12 protein-coding genes and 1 pseudogene are annotated in these 16,821 nt (G+C 44.3%); 5 read left to right on the forward strand and 8 right to left on the reverse strand.

Features of this window, described 5'->3' with window-relative positions; all coding sequences use genetic code 11:
• Positions 1 to 203 precede the first annotated feature (203 nt).
• Together QUB14_RS22975 and QUB14_RS22980 are read right to left on the reverse strand one after the other, a co-directional pair.
• A complete protein-coding gene (locus QUB14_RS22975; protein WP_333219734.1) occupies positions 204 to 1,508 on the reverse strand; it encodes an aspartate aminotransferase family protein in 1,305 nt (434 codons plus the stop codon).
• Between the two features lie 248 nt (positions 1,509 to 1,756).
• The gene (locus QUB14_RS22980; RefSeq protein ID WP_333219732.1) at positions 1,757 to 2,794 is read right to left on the reverse strand and encodes an adenosine deaminase; all 1,038 of its coding nucleotides are present in this window, start codon (positions 2,792 to 2,794) and stop codon (positions 1,757 to 1,759) included.
• Between the two features lie 255 nt (positions 2,795 to 3,049).
• Between QUB14_RS22980 and QUB14_RS22985 the strand changes: the two genes are divergently transcribed.
• From QUB14_RS22985 to QUB14_RS23005, 5 genes are all read left to right on the forward strand, one after another.
• Complete coding sequence (locus tag QUB14_RS22985) at positions 3,050 to 4,387, forward strand: adenylosuccinate synthase (RefSeq protein WP_333219730.1); 1,338 nt, start codon at positions 3,050 to 3,052, stop codon at positions 4,385 to 4,387.
• A 190-nt stretch (positions 4,388 to 4,577) separates the two neighbouring features.
• Complete coding sequence (locus QUB14_RS22990; RefSeq protein WP_190656458.1) at positions 4,578 to 5,183, forward strand: 50S ribosomal protein L25/general stress protein Ctc; 606 nt, start codon at positions 4,578 to 4,580, stop codon at positions 5,181 to 5,183.
• Positions 5,184 to 5,337: 154 nt separating this feature from the next.
• Positions 5,338 to 5,466 carry a hypothetical protein gene (locus QUB14_RS22995; protein ID WP_333219727.1) on the forward strand — a complete coding sequence of 43 codons (129 nt, stop codon included), beginning with the start codon at positions 5,338 to 5,340 and terminating at the stop codon, positions 5,464 to 5,466.
• Positions 5,467 to 5,651: 185 nt separating this feature from the next.
• On the forward strand, positions 5,652 to 8,378 hold the full coding sequence (locus QUB14_RS23000) for a tetratricopeptide repeat protein (protein WP_333219725.1): 2,727 nt from the start codon (positions 5,652 to 5,654) through the stop codon (positions 8,376 to 8,378).
• Between the two features lie 93 nt (positions 8,379 to 8,471).
• Complete coding sequence (locus QUB14_RS23005; protein ID WP_333219724.1) at positions 8,472 to 9,392, forward strand: methyltransferase domain-containing protein; 921 nt, start codon at positions 8,472 to 8,474, stop codon at positions 9,390 to 9,392.
• 58 nt (positions 9,393 to 9,450) lie between these two features.
• Here QUB14_RS23005 and QUB14_RS23010 read toward each other — a convergent pair whose 3' ends face one another.
• The 6 genes and pseudogenes from QUB14_RS23010 to QUB14_RS23035 all read right to left on the reverse strand — a co-directional run.
• Positions 9,451 to 10,656: a glycosyltransferase gene (locus tag QUB14_RS23010; RefSeq protein ID WP_333219722.1), complete on the reverse strand. Its 1,206-nt coding sequence runs from the start codon at positions 10,654 to 10,656 to the stop codon at positions 9,451 to 9,453.
• A 34-nt stretch (positions 10,657 to 10,690) separates the two neighbouring features.
• The gene (locus QUB14_RS23015) at positions 10,691 to 11,953 is read right to left on the reverse strand and encodes a glycosyltransferase (RefSeq protein WP_333219720.1); all 1,263 of its coding nucleotides are present in this window, start codon (positions 11,951 to 11,953) and stop codon (positions 10,691 to 10,693) included.
• 67 nt (positions 11,954 to 12,020) lie between these two features.
• Positions 12,021 to 13,277, reverse strand: a complete 1,257-nt coding sequence (locus QUB14_RS23020; RefSeq protein WP_333219718.1) for a glycosyltransferase family 4 protein — start codon at positions 13,275 to 13,277, stop codon at positions 12,021 to 12,023.
• A 56-nt stretch (positions 13,278 to 13,333) separates the two neighbouring features.
• Entirely contained in the window at positions 13,334 to 13,969 is a 636-nt protein-coding gene (locus QUB14_RS23025; RefSeq protein WP_333297331.1) for a class I SAM-dependent methyltransferase, read from the reverse strand.
• Between the two features lie 249 nt (positions 13,970 to 14,218).
• On the reverse strand, positions 14,219 to 16,291 hold the full coding sequence (locus tag QUB14_RS23030) for a glycosyltransferase (protein WP_333219714.1): 2,073 nt from the start codon (positions 16,289 to 16,291) through the stop codon (positions 14,219 to 14,221).
• A gap of 128 nt (positions 16,292 to 16,419) precedes the next feature.
• Positions 16,420 to 16,821, reverse strand: a pseudogene (locus QUB14_RS23035) (chromosome partitioning protein ParA); the annotation flags it as partial.

The raw sequence follows: 16,821 nt of genomic DNA on the forward strand, positions 1-16,821 counted from the left end.
TCAACTGAATATGCTTTCATTGATGTATTTTTAGAATCTCTTCTTATTGTACCTCATAACAGCCGGAAGTGCTGTATTTTATGGGCGGGCAGGATGCCCACCCCACAAGAAATTTACTGTTTGTGGAACAGGCATCTTGCCTGTTAATGTGGAACAGGCATCTTGCCTGTTAAGCGAGAATGGTGGAAAATCTCATTTTAATCTCACTCCATCTCCTGCAAAACCCCTGTCAAAATTTCCACAATGCGATCGATATGTTCCTTCTCAATAATCAACGGTGGCGACAAAGCAATAATATCACCCGTCGTGCGAATTAGCAACCCTTTTTCATAGCACTGCAAGAAACAATCAAAAGCCCGTTTCCCCGGCTTCCCAGCAAGAGATTCTAACTCAATCCCAGCGACAAGTCCCAGATTCCGAACATCAATTATGTGCCGCACCCCCTTCAAAGAATGCACCGCATTCTCCCAATAATCTGCCATCTTATCGGCCCGTTCAAATAACCTTTCTTCCTCATAAATATCCAGCGTCGCCAAAGCAGCCGCACAAGCCAGAGGATGACCAGAATAAGTATAACCGTGAAAAAGCTCGATCGCATTTTCAGGAGCATTCATAAAAGCATCATAAATGCCTTCTTTGACAAAAACCGCCCCCATCGGCACCGTACCGTTAGTTATCCCTTTCGCCGCCGTCACAATATCGGGAACCACCCCAAAATATTCCGTTGCAAAACTAGAGCCTAGTCGCCCGAATCCGGTAATTACCTCATCAAAAATCAGCAGAATTCCGTATTTGTCGCAAATCGCCCGCAGTCGCTCCAAATAACCTTTCGGGGGAATCAAAACACCTGTAGAACCAGCGACGGGTTCGACAATTACCGCTGCAATATTAGACGCATCGTGCAAAGCGACAATCCGCTCCAATTCATCCGCCAAATGCGCTCCCCATTCCGGTTGTTTGCGGCTGAAAGCATTGTGTTCGAGACTGTGAGTGTGAGGCAAATGATCCACTCCCGTCAGCAAACTGCCAAAAAACTTGCGGTTTGTACCGATACCGCCGACAGAAATTCCACCAAAACCAACGCCGTGATAGCCGCGTTCCCTACCGATTAATCTTTGGCGAGTTCCTTCACCTTTCACCCGGTGATAAGCAATCGCAATTTTTAAAGCAGTTTCTACAGATTCCGAACCCGAATTAGTAAAGAAAACGCGATCGAAATTGCCCGGAATCATCTTTACCAAACGTTCCGCTAATTCAAAAGCACCTGGATGTCCCATCTGAAAAGCCGGAGAGTAATCCAAACGCAAAACCTGCTGTTTAACTGCTTCGGCAATTGTCTCGCGGGCGTGTCCTGCATTCACGCACCACAGCCCCGCAGTACCATCTAAAATTGACCGATTATCATCGCTTGTAAAGTGCATATCTTTTGCCGAAACCAATATTCGCGGATTCGCTTTAAACTGTCGGTTGGCAGTGAAGGGCATCCAGTAAGCGTCCATATTTGTCATGTTTTTTTATCCTTTTATATTGATACTTCTGCATCCAAACTATAGCTTGTGGCTGAGTATCGCTCGCTCGACGCTTATTATAATTTTACAAATATCTCTTTTAAACGAACCGCGAAGACGCAAAGAGCGCGAAGGAAGAGAAGAAAGAGGTTTTTATCATTTTGAAGTAGAGTATTTGCCTGAAGACATCTACCTATCTTCTTGTTTCTTTTCCTTCGCGCCTTTGTGGTTAATTAAATAGATATTCTTTAATTAACGATCGCCTCCACAGACTCATGTTGCAACAAACCCGTCAGCATTTTCACAGGTCGCTCCCCGTAGGGCCACGCGAAAGCATGGCGGAAAGCGGCCTCTTGACACGCTTGCAACTGCCGAAAATCAATGATATCCAAAGTTAACAAATTCTCGTACTCGAAAGGCAATCGCACGTTGTGCAATCCCGCGTTGTCGGTGCAAATGGCAATATCGACACCAGCTTCAAAACATCGATCGAACACAACCTTCAATTCGCGCATATCCTGCAACGTCCCCGTTTTGAGATAGGTAGTTGGGCAAACTTCCAAGCATTGACCCCTGCGCGCGACTTCTGGCAGCAGTTCGGGATATTTTAACGGAATTTGAATCCCGTGACCGATCCGCATCAGATAAGGCAAAAGTTCCGGATAACAGCCAGAGGTAGTTTCGTAGAGGTGGCCGGTAGTTTTGATACCGATCGACCTCGCGTACTGGTACAATCCGACAAACTCATCCAAACGCTCGCCAATACAATCATCGCCGCCAGCTATATCGATCGCGCAAACATATTCTCCCATTTGTGCGGCCAAATCGACGATCGCCCGATTCACTTCATAAGGCAAACGCGAGTGCATACACAAAATTTGGCTGGTAACAATCGGACAATCGCTAATTTGACTTGCCTTGCCCACAACCTTTACAATTTCTGCCATCAAATCAATGCGTTCTGACTGATTCAAATGTTCTGGAGTCCGCAAATAAGGCGTATAGCGCAACTCCAAATAAGCCAGATTTTCAAACACGTAAGCGCCCCGCATCAACCGATAGATAAAATAAGGCAAAGTCTCAACAGTTTGAACGCTTTCTACCAGCGTGTGCAGTTCCAAATACTCATTGAGAGTATTGCGCGGACGAGTGTAAAACTCCTCAAACTCCGAGTATTCTTGAAATCGATTAACCATCTCAGCATTGTGGCGATCGAAATACCGCCACAGCACCCTAGGAACGACAGAACCACCCAGATGGCGGTGCAACTCAGCGTGTAAAGTCATGGCAAAAAAGCCTCAATTTTCTCGATTGTAACAAAAATTAATTTGACCGAAAGCAATGGGGTCTGTTGCCCCCGGACTCGTCTGTGGATCGGCTCTCACTAATTTGCCTAGCCGATCGACCTGTGAACCAATGTATCCGTGGCGTAGCCTCTAAAATCTAAAATCCTAAATCTAAAATTTAAAATTGATTGACATTTTGGACGCATTCATACATAATCGGAGATTGTGTCAACCTGAACTGAACGCGAGAAACCCTTGGCTAACGTAGTTGTGATCGGCGCCCAGTGGGGCGATGAAGGAAAAGGCAAAATTACCGATTTGCTCAGCAAATCCGCAGATATCGTTGTCCGCTACCAAGGGGGCGTCAACGCGGGTCACACCGTGGTAGTTAACGGTCAGACTTTCAAGCTGCACTTAATTCCGTCCGGGATTCTCTACCCTGATAAAGAGTGTATCATCGGCTGCGGCACGGTCATTGACCCCAAAGTTTTAATTGCAGAGTTAGATCAGTTAGAGGCACTGAATATTTCGACGGCCTCGCTGATGATTTCGGAAACTGCTCACGTAACGATGCCCTATCATCGATTAATTGATGTAGCATCGGAAACCCAGCGGGGAAATTATAAAATCGGGACGACGGGACGCGGCATTGGCCCTACTTACGCCGACAAGTCCGAACGTACTGGCATTCGGATGCTCGATTTAATGGACTTGGAAGGGTTGCAAGAACAACTGGAATGGACGATTAATTGTAAAAATGTCCTTCTCGAAAAACTCTACAATTTGCCGCCTTTAAATCCGCAAGATGTAATTGATGAATATCGAGTTTATGCCGAGCGTTTGCGACCGCACGTAGTAGATAGTTCCCTGAAGATTTATGAGGGACTTCACAAGCGGAAAAATATTCTGTTTGAAGGCGCGCAAGGCACTTTATTAGACTTAGACCACGGCACTTATCCTTACGTTACTTCGAGCAATCCCATCGCAGGCGGCGCTTGTGTGGGAACCGGTGTCGGGCCAACAGCGATCGATCGCGTAATTGGCGTAGCAAAAGCTTATACAACCCGCGTCGGAGAAGGCCCCTTCCCTACCGAAATGGTAGATGGAATAGGCGCAATTTTGGGCGAGAGAGGTGCAGAATTCGGCACGACAACGGGCAGAAAACGCCGCTGCGGTTGGTTCGATGCGGTAATCGGCCGCTACGCAGTCCGAATCAACGGCCTTGACTGTCTGGCAATTACCAAACTAGATGTTTTGGATGAATTAGAAGAAATTAAAGTTTGCGTTGCTTACGAAATTGACGGCGAACGCTGTGTTGATTTCCCGAAAAGTTCCCGGATATTTACTCGCTGCAAACCTATTTACGAAACCGTTCCCGGTTGGAAACAGTCTACGGAAGAGTGCCGGAATTTGGAAGATTTACCGCCGCAAGCATTGGATTATCTAAAGTTTTTGGCAGACTTGATGGAAGTGCCGATCGCAATTGTTTCTCTCGGTGCTAGCCGCGACCAAACTATTATTGTAGAAGACCCGATTCACGGCCCGAAACGCGCTTTGCTTTCAGCAGACGGCCATCCCGCCAAACCATTTTAGGTTGGAGAGTTTAGATTGGGAAAGATTGATGGGGAGATTGGGAGAGTTGAAGAGGCAGAGATTCGGAGAATAGCCAAATTCGCAATTCCCAATTCCCAATTATTATCAAATATTCAGCGAATTTAATTAACTTCGATCGCTGTAGCATAAATTTGATAAAATGTAAAAACAATCAACAGAAAGTCATAAAATGGAACTCGCAGTAGAATGTCAAAAGCGGGCAGAAGGCAGCAAACCTAACGCCCTCCGCCGCTCTGGATTGATTCCCGCCGTCCTCTACGGCCACAAAGGCTCTGAATCTATTTCCCTTACCATCAAAGCCAAAACAGTTGAACACCTGCTCAAAAAGCACGTAGTCAACAATACCCTAATTGACCTCAGCATTCCCGACCTCTCTTGGAGCGGAAAAACCTTGCTGCGGGAAGTTCAAGTTCATCCTTGGAAAGGCTATCCTTACCACCTGAGCTTTTTCTCCGTGGCGACTCAAGACAGCCTGGAAGTTGAATTGTCACTGCGTTTTGTCGGCGAACCAGTCGGCGTCAAGTTAGAAGGCGGCATCTTGGATACCGTGCTGACGCAACTGGCAGTTAAGTGCAAACCTGACAGCATTCCTGAAGCAATTGAAGTAGATATTTCTAATTTAAAGCTAGGGGATGCGGTGCACATTCACGAATTAGTTTTGCCTGAGGGAGTGGTAGCTCTCGGCGAACCAGATCAGGTGGTTGTTACGGTGCTGGGAATTCAAGCAGGTTCTGAAGCCGAAGACGCAGAAGAAGACGCAGAGGCAGCAGCTTGATTAGTAATTGCTAATAGTTGTTAACTAATTGTTGAAAAAAAAAGGGCGATCGCTTTCTCCCAAAAGGGCGATCGTTTTTTGCTAAAAAGGCTATTATCGTTTGGGTGGGTTCGCACATTTTGCGCCGTTTGTAATATTTTTTAGGCGGGCTCCCTTGCCCAGTCCACAAGAAAGCCTCGCACAAGCAAGAACCGGCATGGTTTACTTTACTTTACAAAACGGGCGATCGTCAGGAGCTACACAAGTCGCCACTGGCGCGCAAATCAGCCAGAAACCAGGCTGATTCTTACATATTTAGCAGTCAAATCAAAAAAAATATCCGAGAAACGCGGTTTCTAGCCAGCACCAGGAGTCAAAAAAATTAAGAATTGGGGGAACAAGTCCGGTAATGTTAGTGTCAAACCCGAGTATAATTGTGAAACGTTTTGACTACCCTATTTAATTCCTGCCTCTGGAGCCGCCGCCCATATGCCATTAACAGTGAATACAGAATCAACAGCGGTTCAATTTAACCAACAGGGAGAAATATACTTATCCCAAGGAAAATTAGAAGAAGCCATCGCATCCTGCGAGCAAGCTTTGAAGATTCACCCCAATTTTGCACCGGCTTACAAGACTTTGGGCAACGCGCTGCAAGCTCAAGGCAGGATGGAGGAGGCACGGCACTGGTACGCTAAAGCGATTGAAATAGAACCGAATTTTGCGGAAGTATACGCGAATTTGGGTAGCCTGGGCGCGCAGCAGCAAAAATGGCAGGAGGCCATCGGATTTTATCAAAAGGCGATCGCGATTAAGCCGAATTTCGCGGGAGTATACCGGAATTTAGCAAAAGTATTTGGACAAATTAGCAAACCGGAAGAAGCCCAGCAGTGCTGGTATCAAGCATTTAGTTTGGAACCGGAAAAAGTAGCGCCCGGGGAACACTTGAATATGGGCGACGCTTTTTTTCGGCAGGAAAAATTCCCCGAAGCGATCGCTTGTTACGATCGCGCCATAAAATTAAATCCTAATTTGCCGCAGGCTTACCAAAATTTGGGCGAAGCGCTCAAAAAACAAGGCAAGTTAGAAGAAGCGACAGCATATTATCGCAAAGCTATTGAACTGAACGCAGCTAATGCGAGAAATGGCAGCGAGGGACAGCAAACTTTAGCGGGTGCAACTGCGAAAAACGGTGCAGTTAAGCAGCAGCCAGCAGCAACCGCAGTTAAGCAGCCAGTGCAGCAGCCAGTACAGCAGCCAGTGCAGCAGCCAGTGCAGCAACCAGTGCAGCAGCCAGTTAATTCTACAATTAATATAGAAGATCCAGAAGGATACAAAATACTGGCAGAAGGCTATTTGGCTCAGGGTAAATTGGAACAGGCGATCGCAGCTTGCAAGAAGGCGCTGCAAATTAAGCCGGAAGCGCCACTTTACAAAATGCTGGGCAACGCCCTACAAGCTGGCGGAAAAATTGATGAAGCTAAAAGTTGCTATGTCAAAGCAATAGAAATTAACCCAAATTTTGCCGAAGCATACGCTAATTACGGCAGCATTTGCGCGCAGCAAGAACAGTGGCAGCAAGCGGTTTCTGCTTACGAAAAGGCGATCGCCCTGAAACCGGATTTTGCCGGTGCTTTTCGCAATTTTGCAAAACTTTTGACGCAGTTAGGCAAGTCGGAGGAGGCGGCTGAGGCTTGGTATCGAGCATTGGCGCTCGACCCCAAGTCTGGTACGGCTGAGGAACACGAGAATTTAGCCAAAACTTTGATCGAGCAAGGTAAGGTAGATAAGGGAATTGAGTGTTACCGACGCGCGGTTGAGTTGAACCCAAATGCTGGCGCAGCTTATCACGAATTGGGGGAAATCCTTAAGGGTCAAGAACAGTGGGAAGCGGCGGTAGATGCTTACACTAATGCTATTAGAAACAATCCCGATCTTTCTTGGTCGCACAACAATTTAGCTGAGTCGCTGGTTAAGTTGGAACGGTGGGAAGAAGCTGTAAATGCTTACCGCAAGGCGATCGAATTAAATCCAGATTTTAGCTGGTCTCACAACAATTTAGCAGATGTGTTGCTGAAGTTGGAACGGTGGGAGGAGGCGGTAAATGCTTATAGGAAAGCAACAGAATTAAATCCAGATTTCAGTTGGTCGCACAACTATTTAGCAGACGCGCTAATTAAACTAGGAAGGTGGGATGAGGCAATTTCGGCTTACCAAAGGTCGATCGAACTCAATCCCGACCATTTTTGGGCGCACAACAATTTAGCAGAAGCGCTGGTGAATTTGGAACGTTGGGATGAGGCAGTTGTTGCCTACCGGCGTGCTAACGAAGTTAATCCGAATTTCTTCTGGTCGCAAAGCAAGTTGGGCGACGTGCTGCTAGAAATGGAAAGGTGGGAGGAAGCGATCGATGTTTACCGACGCGCGGCCGAGTTAAATCCTGATTTTCCGTGGACTTATTACAACATGGCAACGGCTTTTGAGAAGCTGGAACGGTGGGATGAGTCGATCGCCGCTTACCGCCGCGCTGCGGAAATTCAGGCGGATTTGCCGTGGCTTTCGCAAAAGTTGGCTGATGCTTTGAGGATGCGATCGCAGTGGGATTTGCAGGAGGCGATGCGTTTGTACCGGCGGGCGATTCAGGAGAATCGTGATGACGTGCAGTTGTATCACAAGGCCCTGGAGATTGCGCCGAATGATGCTGACCTTTATGTTGGGTTGGCTGATGCTTTGGTGCGGAAGAATTGGCCGGATGGGGCGATCGTCTTTTATCAGATGGCGTTGCAGGTAAATCCCGAATGCGGTGAGGCGCACTTGCAGTTGGGGTCGCTTTTCGCGCAAAAGAATGATATGGAGCGGGCGATGGCTTGTTACCGCCACGCTATTGAGGTTCAACCAAATGAGTATAAACCTTACCAATTGTTAGGCGATGCTTTGAGTGCAAAAGGTCAGCGGGAGGAAGCGATCAACTGTTACCGCCGCGCGATCGAGTTAAAACCTGACGATCCGTATATCCACAACAATTTAGGAGATATGCTGCGACATCAAGGAGATTTGGAGGGAGCGATCGCTTGTTACCGCCGCGCCATAGAACTTAAGTCAGATTTCTCATGGTTCCACTATAATTTAGGGGAAGTATTGACTAAGAAAGGGCAAATAGATGAGGCTAGTTCTTGTTACCGTCACGCCTTACAGCTAGAACCCAAGATTTTCTAATTTAGACTGCGATGTGGTATACATTTCGCAGTGTAATGTCGGATAATCAATATTATTACACTACCAAAGTCAATCGAATTTAGAGAAACCAAAATGACACCGGAAGAAGCTCAGCGTCTAGAATCAAATATCCAAAAGACTTTATCTATTCATGCTAAAAGCGACAAGAGTTATCTCTGGATGGCCTATTGGGTAATCTTTGAGCGCGAAGCAGATCCAGATGGATTAGAAGGTTGGTTGGATGAAATTAGTGCAGGTGTGTCTAGATCTGCTGTCATCCAAAAAATGATTGAATCAAATGAATTTCAAGAACGCCTTCTAGGTGTAGGAGGCGAAAACCCACTTAGTAAACTTCACAGTGCCAGAATGGAAATGGTTAGAACACTGCTTCCACCTGCTAAAGTTATTTTAGACATAGGAGGTTATTCTGGCTCCGATGAAAGAGGTGCTTTGTTACAGTTGGGCTATCCTTATCTACCGGAAAAGCTCTACATTTTAGATTTTCATCCCGACAAAATGATGTTTCCTGGTCCGGAATGGTCGCAACAGGTTAATTACCAAGGCTGTGAGATTGAATATGTCTATGGAAGCATGGCAGACTTAACCGGCTTTCAGAAAAATTACTTTGACCTAATTTGGTCGGGAGAGTCAATAGAACACGTCACTGTAGAGGAGGCTGAAAATGTTCTTTCAGAAGCCTACAAGTTATTAAAACCAGGGGGAATATTGGCACTAGATACCCCAAACAGGCGAGCTACAAAAGTACATAGTCCTGATAGTTACATCCATGCCGAACACAAGATAGAATATTATTATGAAGATTTGTGCAAGCTTATAGAGAAGCACAACTTTAAAATCCTTCAGACTAAGGGACTTATCGATCTTTCAACATCGATCGCTACCTCAAGTATAGAGAATTTCTATCATGAGTTCATTCACGGCGAACTCATCAATGATAATCCAGATAATTCTTATTGTTTCTACATTTGCTGTATGCGAGGGGAAGATTTGTAGGCTAAATTTATCAGAAGACGCACAATAAATAATCCCTGAGGCCAGCCAGTTGCTAATATCAAAATTGAAGCCTTGCTCTGTCTAGTTCTCTCTGAGATTGCAGCGCCGCTTGCTTCCACGCTTGAGCTTGCGATTCAAACAACTTTTTCTCTTCTATTGTCCTCATAATATATTCAAGGCGATGTCTAATTTTTTGACCAATAACCTCTGGATTGAATAAAGACCTAATCTCCTTAGCTGCTCTCGCTCCTACTTCCTCTGCTTGCGGGTAATTTTCAAACACATACTGCATGAGGCAAGCTGTATGATCAATATCCGGCTCTGCCCAGATACTACCTTTTGGGTAAAGTCCATAAGCTTCAGTAGTTGCCACTAGATCGTACTTTACCAAAAAACTATTGCCGACATTCATAAAATCAGTATTAGATGAATAAGCGGTAGCTATGACTGGCTTGCCGTAATACATGGCCTCTGCCATAGTCAAACCAAAACCCTCCGCCCGATGTAGCGATACATAGCAGTTACAATTATCTACTAAGCCATGAACCTCTTCCTTGCTCAAATGCCCTTCGATAAGTTGAATAGATGGCCAGTCTTCTGTCATTGCTTTTAGTTGATCGTACTGATTTTGATAGTAAGGATGAGGTCTAAACTTAATAATCAGTAAAACATCTTCATTAGACTTCCCAAAAGCTTTTTTAAACGCCTCAATGGTAGCAAAAGGATTTTTTCGCTCAAAACCGCTGCCCATGTCGAACATGAACAGAAAAATAAATTTGTCTTTAGGTAATCCTAAAGCTTCTCTGCCCAATTCGTTGGGCGGTAAATAAATGCTAGGCGGTAATTTCACAACTGGAAGAGGCGAGACATCGGAAATGGTTTCCGCCGTGTAATTACTGTAAGTCCAAACCTCATCAAATCGATTAAAAGCTCCCATCCAAATATCAGGAAATACCGGAAGTTCCCAAATCCAAAAACCAATATTATAGCGATTATTAAAATATGCAGGATCTATAGAGTTCAACAGTGACTCGTGAGGGTTGGTATGGACGATATTAATGGGATAAGAAGGCTCGCTGGAAAAATTTTTGTATGTAGAATCTAAGTTGCGTTGCGAATCTTCTTTCATATCCTTGATTGTGAAAGGAATGTTAGCTGCTTCTATCGCTCTGATAGTACCTCGTACACCCCCGCCCAAACCAAACTCCCCACTCACATGACCGATAATATTAACTCCAAACTGAAAATTTGTGTTCTTGAACATAATTGAACTCCTAATAATAAATATCTACAGTAAATTAAATTTTACAACTCTTAAGAAGCCTTTGGTGTTGCGCTAGCTCAGATTGAATTTGCTGTGTTGTCTGCTGCCAAACTTGGGTTTGGGACTGGGCAAAAGCCGTCTCTTGCTGCATCTGATGGATCCGAGTTGACCAGTTTGTAGATTGGTTCATTCTGTTTCTAATGATTTCCAAGCGATTTTTGATTTTGATGCCTTGAAGTTGAGGACTCAGTAAAGACTTAATTTCCTGAGCAGCTCTCGCTCCTACTTGTTGTGCTTCCTGGGGATTTTCAACAACATACTGCATTAATGATGCTGCATGATCGATACTGGGATCGGCCCAGTAATTGCCTTTAAAGTAAGGCCCATAATCTTCGGTCAGCGTCACTATGTCATATTTTACTGGAAAACTATTGCCGACATTCATAAATTCCATATTAGATGAGTAGCCAGTCGCGATTACGGGTTTGCCGTAGTACATCGCTTCCGCCATTGTCAAACCAAAACCTTCGGCCCGGTGCAGGGAAACATAGCAGTCGCAATTGGCAACTAAAGCATGAAGTTCTTCTCTCTTTAAATGGCCATCTATAAAATGAACTGGCCAGCCTGCTGCTTGCGCTTTGAGTTGGTCTCGCTCTTTGGGGAAAAAGTTGCCATTAGAAAACTTGAGTACCAGTAAGACATCTTCATTGGATTGAGCAAAAGATCGCTTAAATGCCTCCAAAGTAGCAAAGGGATTTTTGCGACCTATGGTACTGTGGAAGTCAAACATGAACAAAAAAATAAATTTGTCTTGGGGTAATCCTAATTGTTCTCTCTCAAATGACGGTTCGGGAAATTCAAGGCTGGACATCATCTTAATCACAGGGACGGGGGATACGGGCGCGATGGCTTCAGCGCAGTAATTGCTATAAGTCCATATCTCGTCAAATAAAGAAAAAGCGTACAGCCACCCTGGAGGAAATAGCGGCAGTTCCCACGCCCAGAAGCCAATATTGTATCGACCTTTAAAGCATTCGCGATCGACCATGTTAAAAACAACGGGTTCTGGCAGAGTATGAATCAGGTTAATGGGATAGGGATTTTGCTCGGAAAAACTTGTGTAGCTGTTGTCTAAATTTCGATGCCAATCTACCTTAATATCCTTGAGTGCAAAGGGAACACCAGCAGCTTCAATCGCTCTGAGAGTGGCCCTCGAACCTTCTCCCAGACCATATTCACCGCTCAGGTGTCCGATAAAATTGATCCCGAAATTAGAATCTATTGTTTGATTTAACATGGTTCGTCTTTTACTTAAGAAATATCTAGAATAAATGCTTAAAAATTCAGCGCTATTGTCGTTGAAATTAAGAGTATTTTGCTAACTCTTTCTGTACCTGCAATGCTGTCTGCCTCCAAGCTTGGGCTTGACGAGCCAATAGATCTCTTTCTGTCTGAAGTTCATGGAACCTATTTGACAACTGGGTATGATTGAGATGTGCCCTGATAAATTCAAGGCGATTTTTTATTTTTATACCTACAGCTTGAGGATTTAATAAAGACCTGATTTCCTTGGCTGCTATTTTTCCTGTTTTCTTAGCTTCCTGATAATTCTCAAATACATACTGCATGAGAGACGCAGCATGATCGATATCTGGTTCCGCCCAGACACTGCCTTTGGGGTAAGCTCCATAATCTTCAGTTGTTGTCACCATTTCGTATTTAACCGGAAAACTATTGCCAACATTCATAAATTCCATATTAGATGAATAGGCTGTGGCGATTACGGGTTTGCCGTAGTACATGGCTTCCGACATTGTTAAACCGAATCCTTCAGCCCGATGCAGAGACACATAACAGTCACAACTATTAACCAAGCCGTGAATCTCTTCTTTTTTCAAATGCCCATCTATAAACTGAAGAGATGACCAACCCTCAGCTAAATCAATTAGTTCCTGTCGCCGTTGCGGAAAAAGATGAGCATTGGCAAACTTGAGAACGAGTAAAACATCTGGATTAGATTTACCAAAAGCTCGTTTAAATGCCTCAACGGTGGCAAAGGGATTTTTCCGTTCAAAGGAACTGCCAAAGTCAAACATGAATAGAAAAATAAACTTATCTTTTGGTAAGTTGAGGTTTTCTCTTGTTAATAATGGTTGCGGGAATGCGAGGCTAACAGGAATTTTGAGTACAGGAACCTGGGAGACAGCCGAAAATGCTTCTGCACAAAAGTTACTGGTAGTCCAAATTTCATCAAATAAATCAAAGGCCCACTGCCACTCAGAGGGAAATACTGGCAGTTCCCATAACCAGACACCTATATTGTATTTCCCTTTGAAATATTCAGAACCAATGCCGGGAAAGTACCCGGCTAAAATCTGCTCAACCCAATTGGGGTTGGTTTGGACTATATTGATTGGATAGGGATTGTCGTCGGAAAATTTTTTGTAGCTGTTATCGGAGTTGGGTAGCCAATCTATTTTCAGATCCTTAGCTGCAAAGGGAATTCTGGCTGCTTCGAGGGCTCTGAGATTTCCTCTAGCGGCTTCCGCTAGCCCAAAATCACCGGTTATATGACCGGCTAAATTTACACCCAAAGAATTATTTAGTTGATGATTTAACATTCGTCTTGTTTTTTGCTGAGTAGAAATAGCTGAATAGGATTGAAAAACGATTTAATCTATGAAGCCTTCTTAATCAGTAGCCCCAAGGATGTTGTGACATATTGTTCCAACTGAAGCTTTAAGTGTATCCCCGACCAGGGCGGTACGTCTATGTGACGATCGAATGGCCCGCTTCCGGTGTTGTAGTTGAGGACTATTTGGTGTCCTTGGCTGGTCAAATCTGCTGCGAGTCCGTCGATGTCCTGCCGTCGAAACAGTACAGTCTGTTGGTGGTCGATCGTCGCGTCATTAGAAAAAACGTTGAATTCGGTGGTATGTACTGCTATTCCGCCCGGACGCAGACACTTAAGGCTGTTTTTGACGAATTGCAGCCCCAGTTCTATCGAGCCGACGTGCTCGAAAGCGCAAGACGAATAGACAAAATCGAAGCCGACCAAATCAGGATCTATCTTGTTCATATCTGCCACGCGGTAACTCACCTTTGATGCGAAGCGTTCCGGGGGGCAGATGCCGCGCTCGTTAAGTGCCTCTAGCGTGGCTGCATATTGACCGGTACCTGCCCATCCCTGCTTAGTGGCTTCCTCGGAATCTAGGTCTGTGGCCACCACTTCGCAGCCTCGCGCAGCCATTACAGCTACTAACGGTTCCTGGCCGACGCCAAAACCGACCCCGCGCCTGCCTGGTGACATCATCCCTGTCTCTGACAGACACTGAAGGATATAGGCGTATTCCCACAGTTTTCGATGGAATATCGGCTCATGGGGAAGACGAGTTTCCTGACACCAATAGTAGAAGGCATCTGATCGGCACTGGGTCTCTGTGGCCATCTGCGAGACGGGATTGGTTAAGCTTGGCTCGTCATTGATAATACCTAGCTGTCGCTTAAGGGTAGTCGTCGGAGCCTTTTGTTCACTCATAATAATACCGCGCATCTCCAATAATTATGAGATTATTCTAGTTATGTCTTTCCGCTTCTGTCTCAAGTTTAATGCCGTTTGATAAACTTCAATATCATCACTATTGAGAGCTGCTAGCTTAGCCACCATGTTTTTATCACCCAACACCTTGTTTACATAGGTATGATACCCTTGATATTTATTTTTATTATTCCAACCAATTTCTAACTCTGGCCAATCTAGAATTTCTTTCAAATTGTTGAGATCATCATGAAAAAATTCTTGGATACCTATAAAGAAAAAATCGGTGATTTCTATTCCTCGCAGGTATTCAGATATAACATTTTGATTTTCCGGCATCTCGGCAAATTCAACTAAATCAGGTTGAGTCTTATTTACATCTTCTTGAAAATCATTTTCACTCGCTTCAGCAGGCTTACCAATACAATCACAATACCCAGAAATTAAACGAGTAATCGGATGCCTCAGCCATGCAATTAGTTTAGGAGAAGAATATAACAAGCATTCTTTGTACCTGCTAGCTGGAAATTGACCGTGAATCACTTGAGTTTGCAGTCTAATTAAACGCTGATCCAAGATGGTGGCTAAGGGCAATTTGCCATCTTCCCAAAAAACTTGCTCTGCACCGTAAACCTGTTGGAGAACTTTGCCAAATGTTATCCCGGCTGTTTTGGGTACATGAATTGAAATAACTTCTAAACCCAAAGATGAAGATAATAATTCTTTCTTTAGGAGCTTCCACAGCGACTCAAATTCAGGTGATTGTCGCAGTATGGTGAGCAAGTCTTGGCGTGTCCTACTGCCGTTACCTAAATCCTGAATGTGGTGATTTTTCCCTTCCTTATCAGGCTTACGTTTGAGATAAGTCTCATAAGCAACTTCCAAAAATAATCCATCGTTCAGACGCTCAGTTTGTTGCAAAAAAGCTTCGTCCTTGAATACAGGCAGTTGAACTTTAGCTTGCGCTAATTCTCTCGTAATCCTAATTTTCATTATCTGTTCAAGGCGATTTCTAATTTTGTTGCCAACAGCTTGCGGACTCAGCAAAGATTTGATATCTTGAGCAGCTTTAGCACCTACTTGCTGCGCTTCCTGATAATTTTGAAAAACATATTGCATTAAAGACGCAGCATGATCAATGTCGGGTTCTGCCCAAACATTTCCTTGCGAGTAAGGGCCATAATTTTCCGCAAGTGTCACTAAATCGTATTTAACAGGAAAACTATTGCCTACATTCATAAATTCCATATTAGATGAGTAGGCTGTCGCTATCACTGGCTTGCCGTAATACATCGCTTCTGCCATTGTCAAACCAAAGCCCTCAGCACGGTGCAACGATACATAGCAGTCACAGCTTTTAACTAAGCCATAAAGCTCTTCTTTCTTCAAATGCCCATCTATTAAGCGAATGGAGGGCCAGTCCTCCGCTTGCTCTTTCAGTTGTTCTCTCTGCTGAGGATGAAAATGTCCGTTAGAAGACTTTATGACCAGCAATACATCCTCATTGTTTGATTGAGGGAAAGCTTGTTTAAAGGCTTCAATAGTACCCAATGTATTTTTGCGTGCTAGCGTACTGTGAAAATCAAACATAAACAGAAAAACAAATTTTCCTTGAGGTAGTCCTAATGCCTTTCTGTCCACAGATGTTGATGGTAGAGCAATACTAGGTGGTAGTTTTAGAACAGGAATTGGTGACTGCCTAGCTATTGTTTCAGCCGTATAATTACTATAAGTCCAAATCTCATCGAATAAATCAAAAGCATACTCCCAGACGCGGGGTAAAATTGGCAATTCCCAAGCCCAGTAGCCAATATTATATCGCCCCTTAAAATATTCAGTACCCAGACCTTCAATCATGCCATCCCCTGGATTGATATGAATCAGGTTGATGGGGTATTGAATATTTTGAGAAACATTTGTGTAGCTATCATCTAAGTTCCTGTGCCAATCTACTTTAATATCATTAATTGTGAAGGGGATACCTACCGATTCCATTCCTCTTAGAGTGCCTCTTGCTCCTTCTCCCAAACCATATTCCCCGCTCACGTGACCTACGAAATTAATACCTAAAGAAGAAGTCAGTGTATTTTTCAACATACCAATTATTGTCCTACCCTCAACGGCTTTTAGAAGAATCAATTTATAGACAAATTAATTGTCAAGTAACTTGACATTTTTGATCGCATTTTTCAAGCAAGTAAGTTAATATTGCTAGCTATTTTTATTTAACGTACTGCTACTGACACCTTACCATTAAGGCTGCGCCGCATCAATTCTTTCCATTCCGCTGAATTGATTAGCGAGTTGGTATCGAGGTGGACTCCCTTTTCCGAAGAGAATTGGGAAAATTTTTCTAACCAGTCCAAGATAGTTTCTGTTGGTGATAAAGGCGTACACTTCAAAGATTCTTTGAGAAAGTGAGCCATTCCGTTCTGATCGCCTTTGTGATAAGCGTACCATCCCTCCCACAACAGGAGTTTGTACTGAGTCTGACTTTGTTGCACATCAGCCTGCCTGTGAATGACTGGCGGAAGTTTCAATCTTTCCAACTCTCCCTGAGTCTGGTGCAGTTGAGCCTGAGATTGCTCCAATTCTCCCTGAGTCTGGTGCAGTTGAGCCTGAGATTG

Origin of the sequence: Microcoleus sp. B3-D2, assembly GCF_036705345.1 — a bacterium.
Classification (GTDB): domain Bacteria; phylum Cyanobacteriota; class Cyanobacteriia; order Cyanobacteriales; family Microcoleaceae; genus Microcoleus.

What these genes read in the sequence shown, in the direction of transcription:
- QUB14_RS22975 (WP_333219734.1), bottom strand. Translation starts at nt 1,508, where the DNA reads ATGACAAATATGGACGCTTACTGGATGCCCTTCACTGCCAACCGACAG.
- QUB14_RS22980 (WP_333219732.1), bottom strand. Translation starts at nt 2,794, where the DNA reads ATGACTTTACACGCTGAGTTGCACCGCCATCTGGGTGGTTCTGTCGTT.
- QUB14_RS22990 (WP_190656458.1), top strand. Translation starts at nt 4,578, where the DNA reads ATGGAACTCGCAGTAGAATGTCAAAAGCGGGCAGAAGGCAGCAAACCT.
- QUB14_RS23000 (WP_333219725.1), top strand. Translation starts at nt 5,652, where the DNA reads ATGCCATTAACAGTGAATACAGAATCAACAGCGGTTCAATTTAACCAA.
- QUB14_RS23005 (WP_333219724.1), top strand. Translation starts at nt 8,472, where the DNA reads ATGACACCGGAAGAAGCTCAGCGTCTAGAATCAAATATCCAAAAGACT.
- QUB14_RS23010 (WP_333219722.1), bottom strand. Translation starts at nt 10,656, where the DNA reads ATGTTCAAGAACACAAATTTTCAGTTTGGAGTTAATATTATCGGTCAT.
- QUB14_RS23015 (WP_333219720.1), bottom strand. Translation starts at nt 11,953, where the DNA reads ATGTTAAATCAAACAATAGATTCTAATTTCGGGATCAATTTTATCGGA.
- QUB14_RS23020 (WP_333219718.1), bottom strand. Translation starts at nt 13,277, where the DNA reads ATGTTAAATCATCAACTAAATAATTCTTTGGGTGTAAATTTAGCCGGT.
- QUB14_RS23025 (WP_333297331.1), bottom strand. Translation starts at nt 13,969, where the DNA reads ATGATGTCACCAGGCAGGCGCGGGGTCGGTTTTGGCGTCGGCCAGGAA.
- QUB14_RS23030 (WP_333219714.1), bottom strand. Translation starts at nt 16,291, where the DNA reads ATGTTGAAAAATACACTGACTTCTTCTTTAGGTATTAATTTCGTAGGT.